This window comes from Bradyrhizobium sp. dw_78, assembly GCF_018449525.1.
Classification (GTDB): Bacteria; Pseudomonadota; Alphaproteobacteria; order Rhizobiales; family Xanthobacteraceae; genus Bradyrhizobium.
In genome coordinates this window covers 134177-148088 of sequence record NZ_JAAVUS010000002.1, presented here as the reverse complement: position 1 = coordinate 148088, position 13912 = coordinate 134177, and the positions used below count along the sequence as shown (strand labels likewise).

At 63.1% G+C, this 13912-nt stretch carries 14 protein-coding genes; 11 read left to right on the top strand and 3 right to left on the bottom strand.

Annotation, left to right across the window (positions count from 1 at the left end):
* Nucleotides 1–66: 66 nt before the first annotated feature.
* Nucleotides 67–1599, bottom strand: coding sequence for an amidase (locus HB630_RS06665; RefSeq protein WP_213771044.1), 1533 nt, complete (start codon nucleotides 1597–1599; stop codon nucleotides 67–69).
* A 253-nt stretch (nucleotides 1600–1852) separates the two neighbouring features.
* Between HB630_RS06665 and HB630_RS06660 the strand changes: the two genes are divergently transcribed.
* The 8 genes from HB630_RS06660 (at nucleotide 1853) to HB630_RS06625 (ending at nucleotide 10431) form a co-directional block, all read left to right on the top strand.
* Nucleotides 1853–2794 carry a helix-turn-helix domain-containing protein gene (locus HB630_RS06660; RefSeq protein ID WP_213771041.1) on the top strand — a complete coding sequence of 314 codons (942 nt, stop codon included), beginning with the start codon at nucleotides 1853–1855 and terminating at the stop codon, nucleotides 2792–2794.
* Between the two features lie 273 nt (nucleotides 2795–3067).
* Nucleotides 3068–4306 (top strand): ABC transporter substrate-binding protein, encoded by a 1239-nt coding sequence (locus HB630_RS06655; RefSeq protein ID WP_213771039.1) that lies wholly within the window; start codon nucleotides 3068–3070, stop codon nucleotides 4304–4306.
* 208 nt (nucleotides 4307–4514) lie between these two features.
* Nucleotides 4515–5381, top strand: coding sequence for a branched-chain amino acid ABC transporter permease (locus tag HB630_RS06650; RefSeq protein WP_213771037.1), 867 nt, complete (start codon nucleotides 4515–4517; stop codon nucleotides 5379–5381).
* Entirely contained in the window at nucleotides 5378–6421 is a 1044-nt protein-coding gene (locus HB630_RS06645; protein WP_213771036.1) for a branched-chain amino acid ABC transporter permease, read from the top strand. The genes HB630_RS06650 and HB630_RS06645 overlap by 4 nt, the downstream gene beginning before the upstream one ends.
* Entirely contained in the window at nucleotides 6418–7140 is a 723-nt protein-coding gene (locus HB630_RS06640) for an ATP-binding cassette domain-containing protein (RefSeq protein WP_213771034.1), read from the top strand. The genes HB630_RS06645 and HB630_RS06640 overlap by 4 nt, the downstream gene beginning before the upstream one ends.
* Nucleotides 7140–7844, top strand: coding sequence for an ABC transporter ATP-binding protein (locus HB630_RS06635; RefSeq protein ID WP_213771032.1), 705 nt, complete (start codon nucleotides 7140–7142; stop codon nucleotides 7842–7844). The genes HB630_RS06640 and HB630_RS06635 overlap by 1 nt, the downstream gene beginning before the upstream one ends.
* Before the next feature lie 99 nt (nucleotides 7845–7943).
* Nucleotides 7944–8651, top strand: a complete 708-nt coding sequence (locus HB630_RS06630; protein WP_213771030.1) for an isochorismatase family cysteine hydrolase — start codon at nucleotides 7944–7946, stop codon at nucleotides 8649–8651.
* An 82-nt stretch (nucleotides 8652–8733) separates the two neighbouring features.
* Nucleotides 8734–10431, top strand: coding sequence for an asparaginase domain-containing protein (locus HB630_RS06625; RefSeq protein ID WP_213771028.1), 1698 nt, complete (start codon nucleotides 8734–8736; stop codon nucleotides 10429–10431).
* A gap of 27 nt (nucleotides 10432–10458) precedes the next feature.
* On the opposite strand, the gene HB630_RS06620 is transcribed toward HB630_RS06625, so the two are convergent.
* Entirely contained in the window at nucleotides 10459–11199 is a 741-nt protein-coding gene (locus tag HB630_RS06620) for a GntR family transcriptional regulator (RefSeq protein ID WP_213771026.1), read from the bottom strand.
* Nucleotides 11196–11384: a hypothetical protein gene (locus tag HB630_RS06615; RefSeq protein ID WP_213771024.1), complete on the bottom strand. Its 189-nt coding sequence runs from the start codon at nucleotides 11382–11384 to the stop codon at nucleotides 11196–11198. The genes HB630_RS06620 and HB630_RS06615 overlap by 4 nt, the downstream gene beginning before the upstream one ends.
* A gap of 218 nt (nucleotides 11385–11602) precedes the next feature.
* On the opposite strand from HB630_RS06615, the gene HB630_RS06610 reads away from it, so the two are divergent.
* From HB630_RS06610 to HB630_RS06600, 3 genes are read left to right on the top strand one after another with little or no spacing between them, the layout of a single operon-like run.
* Nucleotides 11603–12253 carry a cysteine hydrolase gene (locus HB630_RS06610; protein ID WP_213771022.1) on the top strand — a complete coding sequence of 217 codons (651 nt, stop codon included), beginning with the start codon at nucleotides 11603–11605 and terminating at the stop codon, nucleotides 12251–12253.
* 36 nt (nucleotides 12254–12289) lie between these two features.
* Nucleotides 12290–13192, top strand: a complete 903-nt coding sequence (locus tag HB630_RS06605; protein WP_249780708.1) for a polysaccharide deacetylase family protein — start codon at nucleotides 12290–12292, stop codon at nucleotides 13190–13192.
* Between the two features lie 16 nt (nucleotides 13193–13208).
* Nucleotides 13209–13910, top strand: coding sequence for a fumarylacetoacetate hydrolase family protein (locus HB630_RS06600; RefSeq protein WP_346656044.1), 702 nt, complete (start codon nucleotides 13209–13211; stop codon nucleotides 13908–13910).
* Nucleotides 13911–13912 lie beyond the last annotated feature (2 nt).

Below are 13912 nucleotides of genomic sequence, written 5' to 3'. Positions count from 1 at the left end.
CAGGGTTCGTTGAAAGGGTTTCGTTGAAACGGCCGGACCGCGCACGCGCACGGCCGCACCACGGCGTCAATGTTTACCGCTCGATCCCATCGATTGCCAATTGCAGGAGCGCTCGAAAGCATCGGCGGCCCGGTACAGCGTCGATTCCTGCCAGTGCTTCGCGACCAGCATCAGGCCGATCGGGCGACTGCCTTCCCCGAGACCGCAGGGAATGGAGAGCGCGGGATGGTGGGTGATGTTGAACGGGCAGGTGTTGGTGATCTGCTCCCAGCTGTGCTGCATCAAAACGTCCGCCGGCGCGTCGGGCGGCGGAATCCTGGATGCCATCATGCGGGTCGTCGGCATCAGCAGCACATCATATGCGCCGAGCGCCTTGTCATAGGCCGCCCGCAATTTCCGGCGCAGGTTTTGCGCCTTGAAGTAGTAATATCCCTGATAATATTTGTCGGTATAGGCACCGAGCAGCATGCCGACCTTGACGGTGTCGGGCAGTTCGTTGGCGCGGTCGCGAAGCGAGCCGAGCCGGGCCGCGAGCGAGATCGGATAGACGCCCTCGATGTTGCGGGGAAGGGCGCTCTTGATCATGCCGTGGAACGTGCCCTCGAGCGCGATCGCCGACCAGATCGGCACGCCGATCAAATGCCAGGGAATGGATATTTCATCGACCTGGGCTCCCAGCTCCTGGAGCGTCTTGGCTGCCGCCCGCACCCCGGCATCGACGTCGGGATGCGAGTCGTATTGGCCAAATCCCTCCCGCACCACGCCGACCTTCAGGCCGGCGATGCCCTGGCCGATCGCCTTGGTGTAGGTGTCGAGTTGCAGCCCCTTCTGCCGCGAGTCGTAGCCATCCTCTCCGGCCATCACTTCCAGAAACAGCGCGTTGTCGGCGACCGTCGCGGTAAGCGGTCCGGCATGATCGATCGTCGGATCCATGCCCATGATGCCGGTATAAGGGACGAGACCCCAGGTCGGCTTGATGCCGACGACACCCGAGAGCGACGCCGGGATCCGGATCGAACCGGCCTGGTCGCCGCCGGTCGCCATGTCGACCTCGCCGAGCGCAACCAGCGCGCCGGAGCCCGTTGACGATCCGCCGGGGGTGTGGCCCCAGGCGCGCGGGTTTTGCACCGGACCGGATGTGCTGGTGGCGGCGCCGCCCGAGAAGGAAAAATATTCGCAGACCGATTTGCCGACGATCTCGGCGCCGGCGTCGAGCAGCCGCGTGATGACGGGGGCGTCGAACTCCGGCACATAGCCTTCCAGCACGGAGGCGCCGTTGGTGAGCGGAACGCCCGCGAGGGAGTAGGTGTCCTTGACCGCAACCTTCTTTCCGGCCAGCTTTCCGCTGCTCGCGCCCTTGATATGCGCCTTCGCAATCCAGGCGCCATGCGTGTTCTCGTCGCCCTCCGGCCGATAATACCCTCCGCGCGGATATTTGATCTCGGGAACGTCGTCCGGCAGGGAGGCGATCAGCCGATAACCGTCGGCAAACGGCTTGATGAAGTCGATGAAGAAACCGGCATAGCTGTCGGTGACATCGATCCCCAGGCTGTCGCCCAATTCTCGCACCTGTTCGGTCGATGGCATTTTAAAGGACATCGGGCGTTCTCATCTCGCGGTGAAGCCGGTGCGCCGGGCTTTCAATCGTGCCAAGCGCATCGTGTCGTCATGACCGCGGATAACATGCCGGCATCCGTGCCGCTCGGCTGGCCGTGCCGGATGCTGGTCTCCGAGCGCCAATTTTCAGGACGCTCTTCAAGCTCCGCAGGGCCAGTTCGGTATTATCGGATGGCACGTCCCTTGCTTGGATATCGGAATATCCGAGACCGATGACCTCGATCGGAGAGTTTTGATGTTGGGTGCCCAGAATATCGTCGGGGCCAGCCAGTGCTTTGAGCAGTGGCATCACGCCACATGCCATAACTATTCGATCACGGATTATCGGCGGACCAGGCAGGGTCCGTTCAGGGGGCATATCTCGGCGCGGTCGTTCGGTGCGCTCACCGTCAGCCAACTCGCGTCCTTTGCTTCCGAAAACCGGATTGAGGTGCTGCGTGGCGGCAGCGAAATTCGCGGCGACCCCCGCGATTACTTCATGCTGCTTCTGGTCTATTGCGGCGATGTCGGTTTCGCGCAGAACGGACGGACGACGCGCCTGATGGACGGCGACATGGTCATTTACGATCAGGCGCGGCCGTTCACGATGGAGTTCGGCGGCGATACGCGCCAGATCATCGTCACCATCCCGCGTCCGCTGCTGGTTTCCCGCCTGCCCGAAGTGGAGCGCTTTACCGCGCGCCGCATCGCGTCCGCCTCGAAACTCGGGGCGCTGACCGCGACCGTCGTCCGTCAACTGGTCGAGTTCGAAACCTCGCTCGATGAAGATGTCGCCAACCGGGTCGGGGCGTCCGCGCTCGACATTCTGGCAACGACGCTCGAAGCGGAATTCTCGGAAGATACGGAGGGCGAGGGCAGGCACCATGCACGGCTGGCGCGGGTGAAGCGCTATGTGATAGCCCATCTGGACGATGCGGAAATGACCATCGAAAGCATCGCCGCGGCCCAGAACCTGGCGCCGCGTACGCTGCACCGGCTGTTTTCCGCCGAAGGCACCACGCCCATTCGCTGGCTTTGGCAGCAGCGCCTTTCCGCAAGCTACAAGGCATTGGCCGAAGGACGCATCAGGCACGTCACCGATGCCGCGCTCAGTTTCGGCTTCACCGATCTTTCTCACTTCAGCCGGGTATTCAAGAAGACATTCGGCCATGCCCCGCACACGCTGGTGCGCCGCTGAACCGGCTTCAATCGATCGTGAATCCGGGCGCGGTTCCTGACGGGTTGATCGGCGGTCGATATCGCCAGCGGAGCTGGTAGCGGAAGTTCGATTGGCAACCACAACCTATACTTTGGCAGTTCGAGACAAGCGTAAGGGCCAGCTACCGCGTTATCGTCGAAACTTGGGATTCGGAACATATCATGTTCCGGTGGGCGAGATTGGCGCGGCGGCGAGACGAGCCTCTGGAGGGGCTCGGCTGGCGATCGGAAGACGATAACAAAGGGGAACAGGATGATCAGGGGTATAAGCCGCAGAACGTTGTTGAAGAGCGGAGCTGCCGCAACGGTGTTTGCGCCCGCGCTGGTGCGGCGCGCCGCGGCGGCCGGCGATCCGATCCTCGTCGGCAGCATGTACGATCTCTCCGGCGGTCTCGAAGCGTCGGGCAAGCCGATGTATGACGTGCTCAATTTCGCCGTCAGCGAAATGAACGACGCCGGCGGGCTTCTCGGCCGCGAGGTCAAGGTCGTCAGCTTCGACACCCAAACCAACATGCAGCTCTATGCGCAATATGCGCAGGAGGCCGCGCTCAAGAACAAGGTCGCGGTGGTGCATGGCGGAATCACCTCCGCCTCGCGCGAAGTGATCCGGCCCGTCCTCGACAAGTACAAGACATTGTATTTCTACGACATGCCCTATGAAGGCGGCGTCTGCGACCGCAACATCTTCATCGATGGCTTGACGCCCGCGCACAATACCCAGATCCTCGCCGAATACGGCCTGAAGACCTGGGGCAAGAAGGTCTACACGCTGGCGGCGGACTATAATTACGGCCAGATCACCTCGGACTGGGTCAAGAAATACGTCAAGGACGGCGGCGGCGAGGTGCTCGGCACCGAGTTCTTCCCGCTCGATGCGACCAATTTCGGCAGCACGATCTCCAAGATCCAGGCGGCCAAGCCTGACTGGATCATGACGATCCTGGTCGGTGGCGGACCGATCTCGTTCTACCGGCAGTTCAACGCGGCCGGTCTGTCCGGAAAAATCCCGATCGCGTCGACGACGTTCTCGGGCGCCAACGAGCAGCTCGTGCTGACGCCGGAAGAAAGCAACGGCGTCGTGGTGGCCTATAATTATCTACAAACGCTCGACAACCCGACCAACAAGGACTTTCTCAAGCGCTTTCACGCCAAATACGGCGCGGATTATCCGCCGATCTCCGATCTGACGATGGCGAGCTATCAGGGCATGTTGCTTTGGGCCGCCGGAGTCAAGAAAGCCGGCGGGATCGATCGCGAGAAGGTGATCGAGGCGCTCGAGAGCGGAATCACCATCGACGCGCCGAGCGGTGCGGTGACGCTCGACCCCCAGACCCATCACTGTACCTTCGACGTTCATCTCGCCAGGATGCAGGACAAGCAGCCGGTTCTGATCGAGACGTTCCCGCAGCGCAAGCCCGCCGACACCGCGGCGGTGTGCGACCTGAAGAAGAACCCGCGTGAGGCCAAGCAGTATATCATCAAGGTGAACTAAAGCATGATCCGGACCCGGAGGGCCGCGTTGGCCCAAAGTGGAAACCGGCTTTCCCTCGTGACAAACGCGGAACGCGTTTGCGCGAAGATCATGCCCAGAGCGTAACAACAGAGTTTGCTTCAACCCGGTTGAAGTAAACTCGAGAGGAAATTGATCGCGCTTTGCCGCTGATACGGCGCATCCTTATCCATTGCGGAGAAAGCCCAACTTGGATCTAGCAGTCGTTGTCGGGATCGACTTCATCTATGCCGTGGCGACGCTGGCGCTGATCAGCATCGGCCTCGCGATCGTGTTCGGCATGATGCGGATCATCAACCTGGCCCACGGGGAATTCATGGTGATGGGCAGCTACAGCGCCGCGGTTGCCGTGCATCATCACGTCAACATCTGGATCGCCATTCTGATTGTCCCGCCGGTCGTGGTCGCCGCGATCGGCGCCATCATCGAACGCGTGATCATTCGCCGCCTTTACGGGCGGATGGTCGAAACCATGCTGGCGACCTGGGGCCTCAGCCTGTTCGTCGTCGGCATCCTGACCATGGTGTTCGGCGATATCACCGAAGGCGTTCCAACACCGATCGGCGGCATCACCATCGGCTCCTACCAGGCGAGCGGTTACAGCCTGTTCGTGATCGCGATGTCGATCGTGACCATCGCTGGCGTCTATCTGGTGTTGCGGACCTCCCGTCTCGGCCTGCTGGCGAGAGGAACGATGCAGAACGCGGAAATGGCCGCGGCGCTCGGGGTCGATACTTCACGAATCTACGCCGTGACATTTGCGTTCGGCGCGGCGCTGGCGGGCCTGGCGGGCGGCATCCTGGCGCCGGTTTCCGGCGTATTTCCCAATATCGGCGGCTCCTATATCGGCCGCGCCTTCATCACCGTCATCGGCGGCGGGCCGGCGGCGCTGGTCGGAACCATCTCGGCGTCGACGCTGTTCGGCGTCATCAACCAACTGGCGACATTCGCCAGCAATCCGGTCTATGGCGAAGTGGCGCTGCTGGCCGCCGCGATCATCCTGATCCGGCTGCTGCCGCAGGGCATCACCGGCCGCTATTTCCGGGGCAGTCTATGACGAGGTTTCTGCGCGAGAATGCCGCCCTCGTCGCGGTCGCGATCGCCGGAATAGCGCTGCTGATCGGTCTGCCGCTCGTGCTCGACCTTTACACCCTGTTGCAGGTCACGCTGTACGTGATCTACGCCATCCTGGCGCTCAGCCTGGCTTTCATCTGGGGCTATGGCGGCATTCTCTGCTTCGGCCATTCCGTCTTCTTCGGCCTGGGCGCTTACGGTTATGCGGTGAGCGTCATCAATATGGGCGACAGCACGCTGCCGTTTCTGATCGCGATCGCGCTGCCCGCTGTGCTGGCCGCCGCGCTCGGCTATTTCATGTTCTACGCGCGCATCAGCGACGTCTATGTCGGCGTCATCACGCTGACGGTCACGCTGATCTTCTACAACGTGGTGAACTCGACGGCTGGACCGCAATATCACATCGGCGAAGCCCTGCTTGGCGGCTTCAACGGCATGCCGAACGTGCCGTCGCTCAATATTCCGTTTCAGCCGGACAACACGCTTGAGCCGGCCGGCATGTTCGTTCTCTGCATGGCGTTGCTGCTGATCGTCTATTTCGGATTGCATATCTTGCTAAGGACGCGCTTCGGCCGCGTGCTGGTCGCCGTGCGCGAGAACGAGCAGCGTGTCGAATTCCTGGGCTACGACTCGCGCCTGCACAAGCTCATCGCGTTTTCCATTGGCGGCGCGATCGCCGGCCTCGCCGGATGCCTGTTCACCGCCTGGGGAAATTTCGTCAGCCCGACCGCGTTCAGCGTGGTGCAGTCGGCCCAGATCATCATCTGGCTGATGGTCGGCGGGGCAGGGACGCTGCTCGGTCCGGTGATCGGGGCGGTGGCGATCTCCTGGCTCACCGTCCAGATCGGCACCCAGCAGACCGTCAACGCCAACGTCGTGCTCGGCGGCATCCTTCTGGTCTTCGTGCTGCTGGTCCCCAAGGGCGTAGCGCCGATGGTGACCGAGCGGCTGGTGCCATGGTTTGTGTCGTTGCGCCGGCCGGCGGCCTCGCCGCGCAATGTCGCAGGAGAGAGTAAGGCATGACGCCGCCCCTGATCGAAACGCGCGGACTGGTCAAGCATTTCGGCGGGGTGCAGGCGATCCGCGGCGTCGACTTCGCGCTCGCGGAAGGCGAGCTTCGCTGCCTGATCGGTCCCAACGGCGCCGGCAAGAGCACGTTCTTCAAGCTCCTGACCGGCCAGATCAAGCCGACCAGCGGCTCGGTGCTGTTTCGCGGCACCGACATCACCGCGTTGCAGGCGCATGAAATCGCGCGGTTGGGCATCGGCATCAAGACCCAGGTGCCGAGCGTCTTCAACGGCTTGTCGGTGCGCGACAATCTATGGATCGCCGCGGCGCGCCACAAGGAAGGCAAGGCGATCACGCAGGCCGTCGAAGCGCAGATCGAGCGGCTGATGCTCGGCCGCGTCGCCAACAGCCTGACGGGGCAGTTGGCGCATGGTCAGCGCCAGCGCGTCGAACTGGGGCTGGTGCTGTGCGGCGAGCCGAACCTGATTTTGCTGGACGAGCCCGCGGCCGGAATGACCGAGGAGGAACGGGGCCAGACCGCGGAACTGATCCGCGAGATCAACCGCGAGCATCCGCTGATCGTGGTCGAGCACGACATGTCGTTCATCCGCACCATCGCCCGGCGCATCACCGTGTTCAACCAGGGCACGATCCTGATGGAAGGCGATGTCGACGAGGTCTTCAGCAGCGAGGCGGTTCGGGACGTTTATCTCGGCAAGAAGGTGGCGGCCTGATGCTGGAAGTCGAGGACGTGTACGCCGGTTATGGCCGCATTCCCGTGCTTTCCGGGATCGATTTCACGGTGGCCGAACACGAGGTCGTGGGCGTGCTCGGGCACAACGGCATGGGCAAGACCACGCTGCTCAAGACGCTGATCGGGCAGGTCCCGGTCACCAGCGGCAAGATCCGTTTCGGGGATACGGATATCAGCAACACCTCGTCGTTTCGCCGGGCACGGGCCGGCCTCGGCTATGTTCCGCAGGGACGTGCCATCTTTCCGAACCTGACCGCCTACGAGAACCTGCGGATGGGATTCATCGAGGATGGCATCCACTCCGAGGACGCCGCCGTCAAGGACGTGCTGGCGCGGTTTCCGCGTCTGGATTCGATCATCGATCGCCTCGGCGGCGCGCTGTCCGGCGGCGAGCAGCAGATTCTCGCGCTGGCGCGCTGCCTGTGCGGGCGTCCCAAATTGCTGCTGCTGGATGAGCCGACGGAGGGAATCCAGCCCTCGATCGTGGAGGAAATTCTGGAGATCCTGATCGGCCTGCACCGCCATCAGGGGCTCGCCATCATCGTGGTCGAGCAGAATCTCGACTTCATCCGGCGTCTTTCCGACCGGGTCCTGCTGATCGAGAAGGGCACGATCACGGGAGAGGTATCCCCCGAAGCCTTGGGGGAGACACAGGAGCTCGGCGGCTACGTCGCCGCCGGGTAGGGAGAGATTCGGAGTGGCGAAAGCCCGCTCCGAATCTGCGACGCCGGCCGTTGCCGGCATAACCAGCGGCGCATTGAGCGCACAACACAGGAGGTCGCCATGCATAAGATCGAGATGTCCCCTGAGATACTGGCCCGCATTCCGGGTTTCCGCGACGGGCTGCACATGTTCGGCAATATCGATCCGTCGCGAACCGCTCATGTCATCGTCGACCTGCAAAACGGCTTCATGGAGCCGGGCGCGACGGTGGAACTGCCGGTCGCGCGCGAGATCGTCCCGAACGTCAACAAGATCTGCGAGGCGGTCCGCGCCGCCGGCGGCATCAATGTGTTCATCCGCTACCTGATCGACGAAGAGACCCAGGTGAACTGGTCGAGCTGGTTCAGCGATTTCGCCTCGCCGCAACGCCGCAAGGCGATGGTCGAGACCTTCAGCAAGGACTGCCACGGTTTCGAGCTGTGGCCCGAACTCGACGTGCAGCCGACCGACCTGATCGTCGACAAGACCCGCTTCGGCGCGTTCGTTCCGGGTTCGTCGAAGCTGCACGAGATTTTGCAAGCGCGCGGGATCGACACCCTGATCATCACGGGCACCGCGACCAATGTGTGCTGTGAATCGACCGCGCGCGACGCCATGCAGATGAACTACAAGATCATCTTCGTCGCCGACGGTAATGCAGCGCTGACCGATGCCGAGCACAACGCCACGCTCAACAACATGGTGACGCTGTTTGCCGATGTCATGACCACCAGCGAAGTGGTCGGCTTCCTCGCCGTTGCCGCCAACAAGAGGCAGGCGGCCGCGTAAAACGATCGATCCGCAACTGGAGCTCCGGTTTTGACTCCATCAAAACCGAAGCTCCAGGCCCGCAGCGAACAGGAATAAGAAAATGGCAGACAGACCCAGGATCGCTCATCTGGCGGGACCGACGGCGACCGTCCAGAATTCGCCGCCGCTGGTGACATCGAACAAGGCGCGCCGAAAATATGGTCTGCCGTTACGCAAGAACGGCGACGGCAGCGATCTGCGTTTCGATGCGCTGCGGGCCCAGCGTCTGGCCGCGCCGGCGACGGTCTATGTGGAATGTTTTTCGGCCCATCCGCTTGAGGCCGACGCCGCCGAACTCTATGGCCCGCCTGACGGCTATCTGGACGCCAAGGGCGCATTCCACAAGGAGCGCACCAGCCCGCAGGACAAGCCGGTGTTCGAGATCGAAATCCTGCCCGAGGACGGCGTCTATCCTTTGCCCTACATGGCCCGGAAGTCCGATGGCGGGGCGTGGGACGGCGAATGCACCGAGCCGGGCGCTCCGGCCTCGCAGGCCCGCCAGTCCTTTTATCCCGACGGATCGCGCAGCTTCGAGGAGATCGACCGGCTGGGTATCGGCTCCGCCGGCGTGGCCAATCTGATTTCGTCCTTCGCCGACGTCGACTTTTATCGCGTGCTGCCGCCCGCGGGTTACACCAAGGGCTTGCCGGCATCGCAGCGCACCGATATCGGCGAGGGCGACATTCCGCCGGAAACCCGCAGCAAGGACTTCTTTGCCTACCGGCCCTACCATCTCGGCGAAGCGCCGCCGCGGCCGGCGCTGGCGCGGCTCACCAACGCGGCGCGCCGGATCTTCGACAGCAACAAATATGACGGCGCCGTCTATACCCAGGGCAGCCCGCAGATCGAGGAGGTGGCCTACTGGTTCAATCTCCTGATCGACACCACCATTCCGATCTGCGGCAACGCCGCGCAGCGCCCGCAGGGCGAGCTCAGCAATGACGGCCCCAAGAACATCACCGATTCCGTCGAATACATTGCTTCGAGGGTCTGGGCGGATGAACAGGGCCGCAACCGCGCCGGCGTCATCGTGCTGCAGGAGCAGCGCTTCTTTGCCGCGCGCGAGGTGATGAAAGTCGACGCCCGGCCGGGCGGATATGTCGCGACCGGCGGGCATGGCGGCATTCTTGGCGGCATGGGCTATCACGGCGCGGCCGTGCTGCATTATGTCCCGGCGCTGAAACATACCTATCTGTCGGACGTGAACCTCTCGAAGATTCCGTCGTCCGTGCCGGTGGTTTTCAAATCGGGCGGCGTGATCAAGCGAAGCGACATGAAAATCCGCGAGGACAATGGCGATCTCTTGGAAAGCGCCATTCCCTCGGTGGCGATCGTCAAGGATGGCGGCTTCTATGCCGAGGAATATTTCGACGATCCCGCCGTCACCGCCGACCTGGACGCGCTGCTGGCGCGAAAGCTCGAGACGAACCGTCTTGCCGGGTTCGTCATCGAAGGCACCACGCCCTATGGAAAGATGACGTCGTCGGTCCGGCAGGCGGCCTTGCGCAAGGCGATTCACTGCGGCCTGCCAGTGGTGCGCGTCGGACGCGGCAACCCGGAAGGTTTCGCCGATCCCGATGATTATTTCATCGCGGGCTCGAATCTGACGGCGACCAAAGCCCGCCTGCTGCTGATGGCCTGCCTGTTGAAGTTCGGCAGCCTGCCGCCGGCCGGGAATCCCGACGAGCCGACTTCAGCCGAGCTTTCCGCCATCCGGACGGCGGTGGCCGCCTATCAGAAGGTTTTTGACACCCACTGATGCCCGGTATCCCGCAGGCCGCCGCAACTATTCGAACGGTTCCTGATCGCGACCTTCGGTCAGGGATTTGACCAGCGAGGCCTTTACGCCCGAGACGTGCTCGCGCATCAGCATCTCCGCCCGCCACGGCTCGCGGGCCATGATGGCGTCGTAGATGCGATGGTGATCGTCGTGGCGGCGGCGGACGTCGCGATGGTTGAAGGCGACGATGTTGCGGCTCGATGACACCGGCACATGGTGGCACATCCGTATCATTTCGCTGAGCATGCGATTGCGCGCGGCCGCGAGCAGGGTGTCGTGGAAGTCACCATTGATGCCGCGATAGATCGTGCGGTCGCCGGCTTCGAAGGCGCCGCGTTCCAGCAATTTGTCGCCGTCGGCGAGGCTGCGCTCAACCACCGCTTTCTCATCCGGACTGAGGCCGCGCTCGGCGGCGAAGCGGGCGGCCAGCCCCTCCAGCGAAGCCCGGATGTCATAGGCGTCGACGATGGCGTCGAGCGGAAACTCGCGGACGCTGAAACCGCGGTTAGGCGCGTAATCCAATAGTCCTTCGCCGGCCAGCGCCTGCAGCGCGGCGCGCACCGGCGTGCGCGACACCGCCAAGGTCCGGCTCAGCCTGACTTCGTTCAGCCGTTCGCCGGCGCCGACCATGCCGCCCAGAATGGCTTCCCGGATATGGTCCGTGACCGATAGCGCGCGGTTGCCGGCGCGCGATCCGCCGGCCGATTCCAGAACGCCTTGCTCCGACCGTTCCGTCATGGTTGTCATGTACCTGCCAACAAGTGAATACACTTTTTAAAGTGCTTCAGCCATCCCATCATGGGAAGCGTCATAAATCCATCAACAGACAATATAATTTTTACTGCACAAAAGATCATCATGGCGCGGAAATGATATGCATTCGGGGAAGTGTATGTAATTTTTATTGACTCACCCGGTGGTTCGGCAAACATGGGTCCACTCCAACGACGGTGAAGGTGGCGGGCGGTCCCATGGCAGCGAATTCCAGCGGCATCGGTGCCGGGGCGAGCGACCGTGCCATCGAATGGATCGCCGCTGACCACCCACCGGACTTTGGAGCCGGCCGTTCGGCTCGCCGGCGTTCCGGCGTCGAGCGGCGGACCCTGCTCAAGATCTCCTTTAATTCCCTTGCATGAATAAGAGGCGCGCCATGAATCTCGGTATTGATCGTCCAAAGGCGGCCGTGGTGGCGATCGATCTGCATCGCGGCCATCTCGACATGGCGGTGGCCACCATGCCGACCGCGCCCGATGTCGCAACCCGCGTCATCGCCGCCAACAAGCGGCTGTTCGACTGGTGCCGCAGCGTCGATATTCCGGTCATCCACCAATTGACAGCCTATCGCGACGCCGAGGAAATCCGCGCCAATCCGTTCTGGCGGACCCGCGCCGAGAATCCGGCGGCCACCCGCAAGAACGTGATGCGCCACAACATCATCGGCGGTCCCGGCTGCACCGTGATGCCGCAACTGCTCGATCCGCGCGACTTCGTCGTCAGCACCAAGAAGCGCTACGACTGCTTTCTCGGCACCGATCTCGATTTCGTGCTGCGTTCGCACGGCGTCAACACGCTGCTGATCACCGGCGTCAACACCAATTCATGCGTGCTCGCGACCACGACCGCGGCCAATGTCCGCGATTACGCGGTGATCGTGGTCGAGGACTGCGTCGACAGCATGGACGGCCCCGAACTGCACGCCGCTGGCCTGCTCTGCATCAAGACGGCCTTCGGCTTCGTGATGGATACCGACGCGGTGATGGCGCTTGACGGGCTGGCCGCGCGGCGGACCGACGCCGCATGACCGCTTCGTTTCCCAGCCGATCCAGAGGACTCCGCCATGACCGGCCCCATGCTGCCGCGCGACCGCGCTGACTATTCCGCCATCGTCGATCGCCCGGCGCTGAAACTGCCGGGCGGCGCCCGCATCGTGATCTGGACCATCGTCAATCTCGAAGTCTGGGACATCGGCAAGCCGATGGCGCGGCAGGTGATCCCGGCGCCGACCGGAATTCCGCTGCTGCCGGATGTGCCGAACTGGAGCTGGCATGAATACGGCATGCGCGTCGGCGTATGGCGGTTCTTCGATCTGTACAGGAAACTCGGAATCGCGCCGACGCTCTCGATCAACGCTCGGGTCTGCGAGGATTATCCGCGCGTGGCGCAGCAGGCCGCCGACGCCGGCTGGGAATTCATGGGCCACGCCTATGAACAGGGGCCGATCCACAAGGAGCCGGATCAGAAGGCGATGATCGCGCGTTCGATGCAGGTGATCGAAAAATTCACCGGCAAGCGGCCGGTCGGCTGGCTCGGGCCCGGCCTGACGCAGACGCTCGATACGCCGGAATATCTCGCCGAAGCCGGCGTCAAATATATCGGCGACTGGGTCTATGACGACGAGCCGACGGTGATCCGCACCGCCAAGGGGCCGCTGGTGACGCTGCCCTACACCGTGGAATTGAACGATATCCCGATGATGATGGTGCAGCACCACGGCAGCGATCACATGCTCAAGCGCACCATCGACAGTTTCGATACGCTGTACGAGGAGAGCAGGGAGCGTCCGAAGATACTGTCGCTGGCGATCCATCCCTATATCAGCGGCCAGCCGTTCCGGATCAAATATCTCAAGGCGATCTACGATTACGTCAACCGGTTCGAGGGAGTCGTGCATTGGAACGGCGAGCAGATTCTCGAATGGTATAACGGGCAGACCGCCGCGCAGCCGGGATCGAAGACGTGAGGGCAAGGACGTGAGGGTGATGGCTCAGCGCGTGCTGCCGGCGGTCCCCGTGACCGAAGTGCCGGTCTCGGGCGGCGGTGTATTCCCGGTCCGCCGCGTCTATTGCGTCGGCCGCAACTATGTCGATCATATCCGCGAAATGAAGGAAGCCGACGAACGCGATCCGCCCTTCTTCTTCCAGAAGCCGCGCGACGCCGTCGTCCCCGATGGCACGCCGGTGCCTTATCCGCCGCTCACGGCCGATTTTCAGTTCGAGGTCGAACTGGTGATCGCGATCGGCCGCGGCGGGCGCGACATCGCCGTGGACGAAGCGCGCGATCACATCTGGGGCTATGCGGTCGGCATCGACCTGACCCGGCGCGACCGCCAGCGCGACGCGCGCGACATGCGCCTGCCGTGGGAAGTCGGCAAGAGTTTCGATGCCTCGGCGCCGTGCGGCACCATCGCGCCGGCGCGCGATGCGCGGCATTTCAAGGACAGCACCATCACGTTGTCGGTCAATGGCGTGGAACGCCAGCGCGGCGACATCGGCCAGATGATCTGGAGCGTGCCCGAAGTGATCGCGCAATTGTCGAAGCAGGTCACGCTCGGCGCCGGCGACCTGATCTATACCGGTACCCCGGCCGGGGTCGGGGCTGTCGCGCCGGGCGATCTGATCGTCGCCCGCATCGACGGGCTGCCGTCGCTCACCATCACCATCGTTCAAGCCGAGGCATGACC